Annotated in this window: 14 protein-coding genes; 3 read left to right on the top strand and 11 right to left on the bottom strand. The window is 42.6% G+C overall.

Translation table 11 applies throughout. The annotated features are described in order from the left end of the window. Positions 1-87: 87 nt before the first annotated feature. From KYJ26_RS19125 to KYJ26_RS19135, 3 genes are all read right to left on the bottom strand, one after another. Complete coding sequence (locus tag KYJ26_RS19125) at positions 88-1,629, bottom strand: acyl-CoA carboxylase subunit beta (protein WP_219169048.1); 1,542 nt, start codon at positions 1,627-1,629, stop codon at positions 88-90. A gap of 83 nt (positions 1,630-1,712) precedes the next feature. Next, positions 1,713-1,928 (bottom strand): biotin/lipoyl-binding carrier protein, encoded by a 216-nt coding sequence (locus KYJ26_RS19130; protein WP_219169050.1) that lies wholly within the window; start codon positions 1,926-1,928, stop codon positions 1,713-1,715. Between the two features lie 60 nt (positions 1,929-1,988). Then, entirely contained in the window at positions 1,989-3,338 is a 1,350-nt protein-coding gene (locus KYJ26_RS19135; protein ID WP_219169052.1) for an acetyl-CoA carboxylase biotin carboxylase subunit, read from the bottom strand. Between the two features lie 229 nt (positions 3,339-3,567). Here KYJ26_RS19135 and KYJ26_RS19140 point away from each other — a divergent pair, with 229 nt between their 5' ends. Further along, complete coding sequence (locus tag KYJ26_RS19140; RefSeq protein WP_219169053.1) at positions 3,568-4,044, top strand: N-acetyltransferase; 477 nt, start codon at positions 3,568-3,570, stop codon at positions 4,042-4,044. Between the two features lie 45 nt (positions 4,045-4,089). Here the strand turns inward: KYJ26_RS19140 and KYJ26_RS19145 are convergent, their stop codons facing one another. From KYJ26_RS19145 to KYJ26_RS19160, 4 genes are all read right to left on the bottom strand, one after another. After that, complete coding sequence (locus KYJ26_RS19145) at positions 4,090-4,701, bottom strand: RsfA family transcriptional regulator (protein ID WP_219169055.1); 612 nt, start codon at positions 4,699-4,701, stop codon at positions 4,090-4,092. 126 nt (positions 4,702-4,827) lie between these two features. Further along, positions 4,828-5,589, bottom strand: a complete 762-nt coding sequence (locus KYJ26_RS19150; RefSeq protein ID WP_219169057.1) for an enoyl-CoA hydratase/isomerase family protein — start codon at positions 5,587-5,589, stop codon at positions 4,828-4,830. Between the two features lie 130 nt (positions 5,590-5,719). Then, a complete protein-coding gene (gene rpmF, locus KYJ26_RS19155) occupies positions 5,720-5,893 on the bottom strand; it encodes a 50S ribosomal protein L32 (protein WP_044337494.1) in 174 nt (57 codons plus the stop codon). A 64-nt stretch (positions 5,894-5,957) separates the two neighbouring features. Beyond that, a complete protein-coding gene (locus KYJ26_RS19160) occupies positions 5,958-6,500 on the bottom strand; it encodes a YceD family protein (protein ID WP_206851033.1) in 543 nt (180 codons plus the stop codon). Positions 6,501-6,737: 237 nt separating this feature from the next. On the opposite strand from KYJ26_RS19160, the gene KYJ26_RS19165 reads away from it, so the two are divergent. Next, a complete protein-coding gene (locus KYJ26_RS19165) occupies positions 6,738-7,949 on the top strand; it encodes a nucleotidyltransferase (RefSeq protein WP_219169063.1) in 1,212 nt (403 codons plus the stop codon). Positions 7,950-8,003: 54 nt separating this feature from the next. On the opposite strand, the gene KYJ26_RS19170 is transcribed toward KYJ26_RS19165, so the two are convergent. Together KYJ26_RS19170 and KYJ26_RS19175 are read right to left on the bottom strand one after the other, a co-directional pair. Continuing rightward, a complete protein-coding gene (locus KYJ26_RS19170; protein WP_219169064.1) occupies positions 8,004-9,047 on the bottom strand; it encodes a SepM family pheromone-processing serine protease in 1,044 nt (347 codons plus the stop codon). Between the two features lie 5 nt (positions 9,048-9,052). Continuing rightward, positions 9,053-9,832 (bottom strand): patatin-like phospholipase family protein, encoded by a 780-nt coding sequence (locus tag KYJ26_RS19175; RefSeq protein ID WP_219169065.1) that lies wholly within the window; start codon positions 9,830-9,832, stop codon positions 9,053-9,055. Between the two features lie 175 nt (positions 9,833-10,007). On the opposite strand from KYJ26_RS19175, the gene ylbJ reads away from it, so the two are divergent. Continuing rightward, positions 10,008-11,225: a sporulation integral membrane protein YlbJ gene (gene ylbJ, locus KYJ26_RS19180; protein ID WP_307514104.1), complete on the top strand. Its 1,218-nt coding sequence runs from the start codon at positions 10,008-10,010 to the stop codon at positions 11,223-11,225. Between the two features lie 87 nt (positions 11,226-11,312). On the opposite strand, the gene coaD is transcribed toward ylbJ, so the two are convergent. Together coaD and rsmD are read right to left on the bottom strand one after the other, a co-directional pair. Next, positions 11,313-11,798: a pantetheine-phosphate adenylyltransferase gene (coaD, locus tag KYJ26_RS19185; protein ID WP_219169067.1), complete on the bottom strand. Its 486-nt coding sequence runs from the start codon at positions 11,796-11,798 to the stop codon at positions 11,313-11,315. Between the two features lie 18 nt (positions 11,799-11,816). After that, positions 11,817-12,386: a 16S rRNA (guanine(966)-N(2))-methyltransferase RsmD gene (gene rsmD / locus KYJ26_RS19190; RefSeq protein ID WP_219169069.1), complete on the bottom strand. Its 570-nt coding sequence runs from the start codon at positions 12,384-12,386 to the stop codon at positions 11,817-11,819. Between the last annotated feature and the right edge of the window lie 81 nt (positions 12,387-12,467).

Genomic DNA, 12,467 nt, shown 5'->3' on the forward strand with positions numbered 1-12,467 from the left:
CATGAAGAAAACGTATAGGCTAAAAGAATCAATCACCTTTATAAAAAGGGCCCGTTCCAAAAAGAACGGACCCTTTCTTTCACTACATTAGACAGGATATACAGGATGTTTCCTTTCACTGAAACGTACATCCTTTGATTCATAAAGTTTATAACGCTGAATCAATACAGAACGTAATTCATTCGGAGCTGTAATTTCATCTACTATTAATTCAGATGCCAACTTGTATATGTCTATATGCTCTTTATATTCTTTCTGTTTCTCCTGGACATACTGAATTCTTTCCTTAGGATCTTCAATGGCCTGAATCTTATTGGAGTAAACAGCATTCACCGCTGCTTCAGGTCCCATTACAGCGATTTGTGCAGTCGGGAGGGCGATGCACACGTCAGGGTCGAATGCCGGGCCAGCCATGGCATATAAACCGGCTCCATAAGCCTTTCTGACAATGACAGAAATTTTCGTAACGGTTGCGGAGCTCATGGCGGCTATCAGCTTGGCACCATGTCTGATAATCCCCGCTCTTTCCACTTTTGTCCCGATCATGAACCCGGGCACATCAGCGAGGAATAGTAACGGTATATGGAACGCGTCACATAATTGGATGAATTTAGCGCCCTTGTCGGCCGAGTCATGGAAAAGGACCCCACCTTTCACTTTCGGTTGGTTGGCAATGATCCCTACTACCTTCCCGTCCATTCGTCCGAAACCTGTGATCAGTTCGGGAGCGAAGAGTTTCTTCATCTCAAAGAAGCTTCCTTCATCAATCAAAGTGTCGATGCAATCATACATGTTGAATGGCGCATTTTGATGTTCCGGGATGATATCTTCCAACAGTTTTTCATGTTTAGGAGCAACTCCATCTACCACCTGTGGCTTGTGCTGATAATTCGCCGGGAAATAACTTAAGTATCTCTTCGCTTCCTCGATCGCTTCTTCTTCGGACGCTGCAAGAAGGTCCCCGCAACCACTGACGGTACAATGCATTCTTGCACCACCCATTTCTTCGAGTGTCACTTTCTCACCGATTACTTTTTCTGCCATCCGCGGGGATCCAAGATACATGGACGCATTGCCATCCACCATGATGACGATATCACAGAAAGCAGGAATGTACGCCCCACCGGCAGCAGATGGTCCGAACAGGACACAGATTTGTGGAACCATTCCGGACATCTTAACTTGATTATGAAATATTTTTCCTGCACCGCGTCGATTCGGGAACATATCCAATTGATCGGTGATACGCGCCCCCGCAGAGTCCACCAAATAGAAGATAGGTACCTTTAAGTTAAGAGCAGTCTCTTGGATCCGTATGATTTTCTCTACCGTTCTCGCACCCCAGGAACCAGCCTTTACAGTGGAATCATTGGCCATGACGCAAACAGTCTGCCCTCCCACTTTCCCGATGGCGGTGACAACCCCATCGGCAGGTAAATCTTCCGCCTTATTGTTGGCAAACATCCCATCTTCTTGATAATCCCCATTATCAAACAATTGTTGAAGACGATCACGAACAAACATTTTGTTCTGTTCTTTTAATTTCTCATGATATTTAGGCTGACCGCCAGACGCAATTCTGTCTCTAGTTTCTTCAAGAGTATTGATGATCGTTTTGGATGTCGACATAATATCCCCTCCGTCGTTTTATGTAAATGTATAAAAATCGATAAAGTCAGAGGATCAATAGATCTTCTGACTTGTTGAAACGCTTATCCTTCGATAACGAGTAATACATCGCCTTCGTTAACAAAGTCACCGATATTCACTTTTATTTCGGTTACTTTCCCTGCCGCTTCGGCTTCAACGGGAATCTCCATTTTCATCGATTCAAGCATAAGAACAGTATCACCGGTTGACACTTCCCCACCTTGTTCCACTAATACATTTAATACAGTTCCGGCCATTGTTGATGTGATTTCTTTCATGATTGATTCCTCCAGTTTTCCTCTTAAGTATGAATTGATTATGGAGCATTTCGCCCCTCATTATGTGTGGTTGGCTGTTAAAAAGTCCTGCAACCATTTTGTGGTATAAGATCCTTCAATAAATCCTTTGTCTTCAATAATATCCTTGAATAGGCTGACATTCGTCTTGACCCCTTCAATCTTTACGCCATCAAAGAAGATCTTTGCTTTATTCAATGCATCCGATCGGTCATTACCCATAATGATACATTTGGAGATCATCGGATCATAGAACGGGGTAACCTTGTTGCCCTCTTCATATCCGCTGTCGATACGGATCCCCTCACCCTCTGCCCATTGCAGTGTTGTTAATTGGCCTGGGGAAGGATAGAAGGTTTTCGGGTCCTCTGCATATACTCTAAACTCAATGGCATGGCCGTTGTTCTGGATTTCCTCCTGTTTGCATAACGGGAGAGGTTTCCCTTCCGCCACGAGCAGCTGCCATTTCACAAGATCCAGTCCGGTGACCGATTCAGTGACGGGATGTTCCACCTGGAGACGTGTATTCATTTCAAGGAAATAAAAATTCTCGTCTTCGTCAACGATAAACTCCACCGTTCCTGCATTGGTATATCCAACTGCCTTACCGGCTTGTACGGCTGATGCAAACATTTTCTCCTTGGTTTCTTGAGATAATGAAGGAGAAGGTGACTCTTCAATCACTTTCTGATTTCTTCGCTGAACGGAACAGTTACGCTCGTAAAGATGAACCAGATTCCCATGGTGATCTCCGAAGATTTGCACCTCTACGTGTCTCCCATTCTCAATACATTTTTCAAGGAAGACTTCCTCTTTTCCGAAATAAGCTTTAGCACGGTTTTTAGTAGAGTCAAAGCTTTGAACGAGCGCTTGCTCATTTTCACAGCGAATCATACCGATTCCACCGCCTCCACCACTCGCTTTCAACATGACAGGATAGCCTATTTCGAGCGCAACGGCTTTGGCTGCATCAATCGTTTCCACTCCACCGGCACTTCCCGGTACTACCGGAACAGATGCTTCCTGCATCACCTTCCTCGCCTCGACCTTATCTCCCATCTTGTCAATGATGTCGTGAGCGGGACCAATAAAGGTGATCCCTTCTTCAGTCACCCTACGGGCAAAGTCCGCGTTTTCAGACAAGAGACCATATCCGGGATGAATGCCATCCACCTTTTCCTTCTTTGCGATTTCCAGTATATTGTCCACTACCAAGTATGAACGATTCACTTGTGATTCACCTATGCGGTATGCAACATCCGCGTCTTTTACAAAGGGCATATCCTGATCTGCATCTGAATAAACCGCGACTGTTTGAATATTTAATTGTTTACATGTTTTGATGATCCTCGAAGCGATTTCTCCCCTGTTTGCAATTAGTATCTTCTGCACAATCTCTCCCCTTTCTTCACAGAACACATCTGTTCAATATACGAATTCTACAAAAATCGTCGAATTCCTTCTTCTCCATTGTAAACGTTTTCTAAAATAAGTGCAGAATTTTTTGTATTTTTGTTATATAATAATAATAAATATGTGCTCTACGTTTAGAGTCATTGCAAACGGATACATGATATGTCACGTATCCGCAGATTTTTTAAGCATTATAGGAGGTTGTACTATGGCAGTTAAAGTAGAAAAACTAAAAGTAAATTATAAAACTCTGGAAGAGTTTAAGAAATTTAAAGAATATGGTGTTCAGGAACTTTCCATGCTCGAAGACTTACAGGCAAATATAATCGAAAACGATAGTGAATCTCCTTTTTATGGAATTTACTTCGGTGATACCCTAATTGCTAGAATGAGCTTATATCAACGGAATGCCCGTTTTGATCAATATTTCGATCCTCCACAAAATTATTTGGAGTTGTGGAAACTTGAAGTATTGCCAAAATACCAGAACAAAAGCTACGGAAAAGCATTGGTGGAGTTCGCCAAGGAGTTTGGCTTACCGATCAAGACAAACTCCCGTATCAAATCACAGGGTTTCTGGGAGAAAATGGGCTTTGAAGCTGTAACATACGAGGTGGAAAGAGATCTAGGAGAAAATCCTTATGTCTGGTTCCCTGCAGGTGTCAAAGAACAGAAAATCAGTTAACACAAAAAAGGCTTGCTCAAATTTTTGAGTCAGCCTTTTTTCTCTTCATTTATTCAGCCTTTGCAGATTCCCATTCTTATCCATTTGAAACTTCACCTTATCTTCATTTCCTTGGAGGAGAGCCATTTTTCTCGCTTTCTCAAAGATCGCCAATAAAGATTTATGATCTTCTTCGAGGAGGGTGTACTTCTCTTCATATTCTCTTAACTCTTCTTCTGCTCCTTGAAGTTTATCCTGAAGCTGTGAGATTTGTTCAGTAAGCTGACTGTTTTCATTCCTGACTCTCTCTTCATTCCTAACGGCTTCTTCCGCTTTTTGGAGATATTGGATCATACTCCCCATTGAGAATGCTTCAGGGGCATCCTGCGTGCTCACTGCCTTGGGGGTTTCCGGCTTTCCTTCAAGCGTCTTAGATAATGCTGAGTGCTTCTTGGAATGCTTTCTTTGTTTTTTGGCGAGTTCGATACCTGACTTATACTGTTTACGTACAAACGAGTTCCATCTAAAGCCACATGCCGCGGAAGTCCTCGATAGTTTTTTTCCTACTTCATCAAACGCCTGCAGCTGTGTGCCCCCTTCACGGATATGACGCAGTACCACTTCGGCTAACAATACATCTTCATCCTGGCTCCAGGCATCCTGTCTATTTGAAGACATTTGAATCCCCCCTGTTTAATCAGTTTCTCCATACATATGCTCTTACTAGAGAAGATAGAATCATCATCACTATTTTAAATCCACAAAAAAAAGAACAGGCTTCTGCCTGTTCCCTCTTGCCATATTCTATTCCTTGTTAAAAAACTTGTCTACTGCTTCATGGTGCTCATCACGCGCCCATAGTACCGAGCATCTTTTTATTTCCTCTAAAATATTGTCTTTTATTCTTTCTTTATCCCACTTGGCTAGAAGTTGATGCTTATAAGCTTCTAATACTCCCCCAGATTTCGATGAGATCATATTGATGAGCTGAATATCCTGCAAAGGCACACTATCATCCACTACTTCGTCAATAAAACCACTTACATATAAGGCCTCCGCTGTTTCCAGCCTTGCAGTCATCAAGAGCGAAAGGGCAAGGGACGCAGGAAGTCTCTCAAGGAGCAATGTGCCTCCTCCCCACCCGGTGGTAATGGCAAGATTCCCTTGAACGAACCCCATCCTAGCGGTTCTCTTCGCCACTCTGAAGTCACATGCGGTGGCGATCTCACATCCTCCTCCAATCGCAGTGCCATTGATGAAAGCAATTGTAGGCTTCGGTAAAAAGGCGAGCCTTGTAAGGATGCCACCCATACGACTTAGCATCCCATAACTTTCACTTTCTGTTTTAAGGTTATGGAACTGTGATAAATCCCCGCCGGAACAAAAAGCAGAATCCCCACTCCCAGTTATAACCAAAGCTTTCACCTGGTTATTGTGAGCGCTCTCTTCCATGGCCACCTCCAGCCCATTCATCACTTCATAGCTTATTGCATTTCGTTTTTCAGGTCGATTGATGGTAAATGTCAATATTCCTTCTTCATTCATATGTATTAAATATTCTCCCAAAAGAACCCCCCCTAATATCTTACTTATAGTGTATGGTGTTCTGATCGGGATGAACAGGCCTTTCTTCCAAAACGATCAAAAAAAGCGTGAAGAGCCATGGTCTCTTCACGCTTTTATGCGGTGTAAACGATTATTTGTTTACAACTTCTTTTCCTTTATACGTTCCGCACTCTTTACAAACACGGTGTGCCAATTTCATTTCACCACAGTTTGGGCATGCTACCATACCAGGTACACGTAGTTTGAAGTGTGTACGACGTTGTCTTTTTGCTGTTTTAGAAGTTCTTCTAAAAGGTACTGCCATTCTTCCCACCTCCTTAAAAGAGATTCATACTCATTATGAAGCCAGTCGGACTGGTACTTCGCTTTTAAGAGTTCTTGTTTTGATCAAGAAGTTTTGCTAAGTCAGCGAGTCGAGGGTCTACTTTCTTCTCTTCCTCTTCTTCGACTTGATAAGCTTGTTCCTCTGTCATCACTTCCCAGTTCTTACCAGAAGGCATCTCATCTTGTTCTCTCGCTTCATCACTGATCACTTGCATCGGAATCTCAAGTAACAGCAATTCTCTGATAGCTGGTTTTAAATCAATAACATCACCTTGTATACGATGTACTTCCTCTTCCTCATACTGATCATAATCAGCCTCATTTAGAAGATACGTCTCAATCGTATGAATGTCAACTGGTAAATCAACATCCACAAGGGTTCTTGAGCAAGGTAATACTAACTTCCCTTCTATATGAAGATGGAAAGTGACACGGTTTGAACCGATATCTGCCTTTCCAGACACTCGGATAGGAGAGACTTCTATAATTTGGGGATCTACTTCTTTAAGTTCATCCAAATTAATCGTTTCGTCTATGGAAAGTCCCTTGTCTCTAAATTTTTGTAATTGTATTATTGACCATTTCAATGTCATCACCTCAAGGCAACAAAAGTAATTATAGCTTTCATAATACCGTTTGTCAATATTTTTTCTTTACACTCTTTACAACCATAGTGTAGTAATTATAACGTTTAAATATAAGGTCTTTCAAATATTTTATTAAATTCGTTATGATTCTTCCAAAAAAGCGGAGTATTTGGATTATTTCCTTATATAATGAACATCAGAGGCACGTATGAAGATTAGAAAGGATGTGGGAGAATTATGAAAGCGACAGGTGTGGTTGTAGAATACAATCCCTTTCATAACGGGCATTTACATCATTTAAGGGAGACTCGGATAGCAACGGGGGCTGATATTGTAGTGGCAGTGATGAGCGGTCACTTCCTCCAACGTGGAGAACCGGCACTCGTTTCGAAATGGTCCCGCACCAAAATGGCTTTGGAGGCCGGGGTGGACGTGGTGATCGAGCTTCCATACAGCTTTGCCACACAGCATGCTGAAATATTTTCAAAAGGAGCCATTACGCTCTTTGACAGGATTGGGTGTGAGAGCTTTTGTTTTGGTAGCGAAGATGGGGATATTCACGCCTTTGACAAAACGATTCAATTTATCCATACCAATCAAGAGCAATATGATAAGTACATACGGGACTTTATTCAGGAAGGGATGAGCTACCCTTCTGCCCTTGCAGGCGCATATCAAAAATTAGAGAAGGAGGGATCCCTGATCGATCTAAGTAAGCCTAATAATATTCTGGGATTCCATTATGTTGAGGCGAGAAATCGACTCTCTTCATCCTTGAAGGCATATACCATTACACGTGAATCGGCCGGGTACCATGATGAACATTTCGCATCACCTTCAATCGCCAGTGCGACCAGCATCCGAAAAAGTATATTCGGCGACGGCGAAAATCACGCAATCAATTCTTATCTACCTGACAGTTCCGTCCAAGAACTCTATAGCTATAAAGAAGAGTACGGGAGTTTTCACAGGTGGGAGAATTACTGGACCCTTCTCCAATACAAAATTCTTTCTTCTTCAAAAGCCGAGCTTCAGGATATATATGAAGTAGAAGAAGGGATCGAGAATCGAATGGTAGAATACGCCAAATCCTCTATGTACTTTGAAGACTTCATGTCTAATCTAAAGACGAAGCGCTATACATGGACACGTCTGCAAAGAATGCTTCTTCACATATTGACCGATACACATAAAGAGAATATGAGGAATAGGCACGCCACCCCGGAGTATATCCGCCTCTTGGGGATGAATAAGAAAGGCAGGGAATTCATCCACCAACAGAAAAAGAGTTTGTCTCTTCCACTGATCAGTAAACTTTCAAGCGCCGATCAACAAGCCATAAGTTTGGACGTCAAGGCAGCAGAAATTTATTCATTGGGGCTACAGAATTCGTCCGCTAGAAAAAAACTCCTCTATCAGGAGTGGTCACAACCACCAATCATGATTTAGACGACCATCTTATAATTGCGAAAGAGACTGCCCCCGGAAGGGCAGTCTCTTTCATTATTTATCGATTGTTTGCAGGAAGGCCAGGGCCTCCTCAAATGACCTAACCGGAACCACTTTCATATCTGTTCCAATATCTTCTGCGGTCCTTTTAGCTGCAACATAGTTCGACTCAAGATCAGGGTACTTTTCCTTCATTTCTTTTGTGATCGTTTCATCGGGGGCAAGGAAATATTCCGCTCCAGCTTTGTCAGCGGCGATTATTTTTTGTTCGATGCCGCCGATGCGCCCGACCTTCCCATCCTCAGAAATAGTCCCGGTGCCTGCGATTCTATGACCTTTAGGCAGATCATCCTCCGTTAGCTGGTCATAAATTTCCAAACTGAACATCAAACCGGCAGAGGGTCCTCCTATTTCCTCAGTCTCCAGCTTTACAGGGGGGTCTGTCACAATTTCTTTATCATCGCTTAACGTGATGCCGAGACCCACCTTATCAGGTACATCGGGAAATGCTTCCAATGGGATCGTTTCAACCTTTTTGTTCTTATTCCGAACGTATGTGATTTCCACCTTATCCCCTTTCGCCTTACCGCTTACGTAGTCGATGAATTCCTGAGATGACTGAAACGTTTGACCATCGATGGCCGTGATATGGTCCCCTGGTTTCAGGACATCTTCAGCAGGCATGGATGGGTATATGTTCAATACATAAATCCCTTTATAGTTATATTTATAAGGTTTCCCGGCTTTTTTATATGCTACTTCAATCGCATGGCTTTGCGAGTTGTTCATGAGTTGCAGTTGACGTAAATTATATTCCTCATCACTTTCATGAGGACTTCTGATCTCGTCGACAGGAAAGATATATTCATATTTTCTTATGCTGGCCATCAAATAAGCATAAATATTCGCTCTTCCCATCCGCACTGTTGTCAGCATCAATTCTCCGTCATCCTGATACCCATTCTCCACATGAACAATTGGATCAAGTTCATGAGCACTGCCGGGTTTTGTCACATAATAAGGGAGATAGTAAAAGGAACTGGCAACCATGATAATGGTCATGATGACGAGTGTTCTTATTAACGTTTTCGTTTTCATACTCTTTACTCCTTCCAATTGTCTAAAGCTTCCTGAATTGAAGGAATAACCTTCTTTGCTTCTTCTTCTCCCATATCGATGATTTCCTCAATGTTTTTAAAAGCCCTGGTGCTATACATTTCGACATGGGGTCTGATCATGAAATCAGAAGCAAATTCCCGGTGGGCGACGATTTCTAATTGTAGGATATCAATGCTTTGCATGATGACGTCATAAATGGTAGTGATTTCTGCATTTCGTTTTACGTGTGATACATCCACCCCTATGACGATATCCGCTCCCATTTCTTTTACAACCGAGACCGGAACCCGATCGATGACGCCTCCGTCCACCAATAAACGGCCATTTATCTTTTCAGGTACAAAGATTCCAGGTATGGCAATGCTCGCCCTGACAGCACTTGAAATGGGGCCTGTTGTGAACACAACCTTCTCACCGTTTGTTATATCCGTTGCCACCACGCTGACCGGAATATTCAAATCTTCAATATTCTTATTATGAGTAAATAGTTGAATGAATTCTTTTATTCTTTTCCCTGAAATAAACCCCATCTTGGGCACGGTAAAGTCTATATAATACTTCCTTCTGAAGGTGGTGGAAAGCTTGTATAGATCCTCCATCTTATGCCCCACCCCATAGAAGCAGCCAACAAGAGCCCCCATGCTGCTTCCTGCAATCATATCGATCGGTATTTTCGCATCATCAAATGCCTTTAAAACACCTAAATGAGCAAATCCCCTTGCTCCACCCGAGCCAAGGGCCAATCCGATTTTTGGTCTATCCATGCCCTTCCCCCTTTTCCCGAGCTATCGGTATAGTCATCATATGGTCTATTTCAATTATGTATGAGTATATTGAATAATATGAGGACAAGTTGAATTAATCTCATTTTATCATTCTTTTCCTGTTTCACAAGGGATTGAAATAGAAGGAACTATATTCTTAGGGGAGGAAGTCCGGTTGTACAAATCTAAAATGAAAACCTTGGCTTTATCCATAGGTGTGACGATATTTGCAGCTTCTCTCATCTTGATGCCCGGGGAATCTCTCGAGGCATCCATCAGGGGTCTTGATATGTGGTGGGAGATCGTCTTTCCCTCTCTATTACCGTTTTTCATTGTATCGGAGATGTTAATCGGGTTTGGTGTTGTCCGATTTATAGGAGTCATGCTCGAACCCTTGATGAGGCCAATCTTCCGGGTCCCGGGAGTGGGCGGATTTGTGTGGGCGATGGGAATGGCATCAGGCTTTCCCGCAGGGGCTAAATTGACTGCCCGTTTGCGTCAAGAGGATCAGATTACAAAACTTGAAGGGGAAAGACTCGTTTCCTTCACGAACTCTTCCAATCCGCTATTTATATTCGGTGCTGTTTCTGTTGGATTCTTTCAAAATGCGACCCTTGGAATTGTGTTAGCCGCTGCTCATTATATTGGGAATATATGCGTCGGGGTCGTCATGAGGTTCTATGGAAGGAAAGAGGACCAAGAGATGATAAGGAGCAAAACGAAGAAAAAAGGATTCATCATCAAGGAAGCATTCTCGGCACTTCATCAAACCAGGATTGAGGATAAACGGCCAATCGGGAAACTCCTCGGTGATTCTGTCACTTCATCCATCCAAACTTTATTGATGATAGGCGGTTTTATCATCTTATTCTCGGTTATTAATAAAATGCTGTATCACCTTCACATCACGACCTTTTTTGCAGAAGGGTTATCGGCTTTATTTATCCTGCTGCAATTACCTGAACTGTTAAGCATACCTTTTATCTCAGGACTATTTGAAATCACTTTGGGATCCAAGCTCACCAGTGGAATTACAGAGGCAACTCTGCTACAACAGGCGATTATAACGAGTTTCATTTTGGGGTTCTCAGGATTTAGTGTCCAGGCTCAGGTGGCAAGCATCCTGGCAGAGACGGATATACGGTTCAAGCCGTTCTTCTACGCAAGATTTATTCACGGGCTCGCGGCATCGATGGCTACCATCCTCCTATGGAAGCCGATTTATGGCAGGTTCTCAGATGACCAGCTTTCCAATGCCATACCGGTTTTCGCCAGACATAATGACGCATTTTGGACCGACATGCTTTACTGGTTGAAGTCAGTCGGTCCTGTCATTACCATCCTAAGCTTAATTGTATATATCATCCTTTGTCTAAAGACAAGAAGTACCTAAAGAAAATAGGGTTGTTCCACATTGACCCACCATCTTGCCACCTTGTGTGGAAGTTCGAGGTCCATAGCGAGAAACAACCCTGGTTGATTATTTGCTCTCATATTTCTTCTTTAATGATTCTTCCACTCGTTTAGGTACCAGTTCAGAGATATCGCCACCGTATTTGGCCACTTCTTTCACAATACTTGAGCTTAAGAAAGAATACTGGTTATTTGTCATAATAAAGAACGTCTCGATTTCATCATCAAGGACCCGGTTCATAGACGTAATCTGCATTTCGTATTCAAAGTCCGAAACCGCCCGTAACCCTCTGATGATTGCTTTGGCGTTTACATTCTTAGCGTAGTCTACCAATAATCCTTGAAATGAATCGACTACCACATTAGGGATGTCCCTGGTGACTTCCCTAATTAACTCAATTCTTTCCTCAACAGAAAATAGTGGTTTTTTTGAAGAATTATTCAATACTACTACATAGATTTGATCGAAGACCTTAGCCCCTCTTGTAATAATATCTAAATGTCCGTACGTAATAGGATCGAAGCTCCCCGGACAAACTGCTATGCTTGGCATATCACTGCCTCCTGTCTATTAATGACTTTCTTCATTCATTCCTCTTGAAAAAATAGAAATCCGTATGATCCCATACGTTTCTTCCCTCACCTTTCTCAACCTGCCCGTACTTTCATCCAGAGTAATTTCAGAGCCATGCTCACACATGACGTAACCGCTTTCATTTAGAAGGTTGTGTTCATCGATGAATTCGAGGAGTTGTTGAAGCTTTTGCTGTTTGTATGGAGGATCCAGAAATATATAATCAAAGACAATTTCTCTTTTTACGATTGCCTTTAACGCTCTTGTTGCCTCGTTACGATACAGTTCACTCTGATCCAATAATTGGCAATCCTCAAGATTGGCCTTGATGGTTTGAAATGCTTTTGCATCACGGTCCACAAAGATAACGGAATCAAGTCCTCGACTTAACGCCTCGATTCCCAGTCCACCGCTACCAGCAAACAAATCCAGTCCGGTCCCTCCATCGAAATAGGGTCCTAACATATTAAATATTGACTCTTTTACCTTATCTGTTGTGGGCCTTGTCCCACTTCCTGGTACAGCCTTCAGCGGTCTGCCCTTTAACGTACCTGATATGACTCTCATAATCATCCACCATATATGTATTTTTTCTTCACTATCCTATCATATCTCGACACATATCGCCACATTCTAAATTTGCTTGAA

It is taken from the genome of Rossellomorea orangium (assembly GCF_019334305.1).
Taxonomy (GTDB): Bacteria; Bacillota; Bacilli; order Bacillales; family Bacillaceae_B; genus Rossellomorea.

Excerpts from the sequence above, each read along its gene's own strand:
- KYJ26_RS19125 (WP_219169048.1), bottom strand. The coding sequence starts at position 1,629 with ATGTCGACATCCAAAACGATCATCAATACTCTTGAAGAAACTAGAGAC.
- KYJ26_RS19130 (WP_219169050.1), bottom strand. The coding sequence starts at position 1,928 with ATGAAAGAAATCACATCAACAATGGCCGGAACTGTATTAAATGTATTA.
- KYJ26_RS19140 (WP_219169053.1), top strand. The coding sequence starts at position 3,568 with ATGGCAGTTAAAGTAGAAAAACTAAAAGTAAATTATAAAACTCTGGAA.
- KYJ26_RS19145 (WP_219169055.1), bottom strand. The coding sequence starts at position 4,701 with ATGTCTTCAAATAGACAGGATGCCTGGAGCCAGGATGAAGATGTATTG.
- rpmF (WP_044337494.1), bottom strand. The coding sequence starts at position 5,893 with ATGGCAGTACCTTTTAGAAGAACTTCTAAAACAGCAAAAAGACAACGT.
- KYJ26_RS19165 (WP_219169063.1), top strand. The coding sequence starts at position 6,738 with ATGAAAGCGACAGGTGTGGTTGTAGAATACAATCCCTTTCATAACGGG.
- KYJ26_RS19170 (WP_219169064.1), bottom strand. The coding sequence starts at position 9,047 with ATGAAAACGAAAACGTTAATAAGAACACTCGTCATCATGACCATTATC.
- KYJ26_RS19175 (WP_219169065.1), bottom strand. The coding sequence starts at position 9,832 with ATGGATAGACCAAAAATCGGATTGGCCCTTGGCTCGGGTGGAGCAAGG.
- coaD (WP_219169067.1), bottom strand. The coding sequence starts at position 11,798 with ATGCCAAGCATAGCAGTTTGTCCGGGGAGCTTCGATCCTATTACGTAC.
- rsmD (WP_219169069.1), bottom strand. The coding sequence starts at position 12,386 with ATGAGAGTCATATCAGGTACGTTAAAGGGCAGACCGCTGAAGGCTGTA.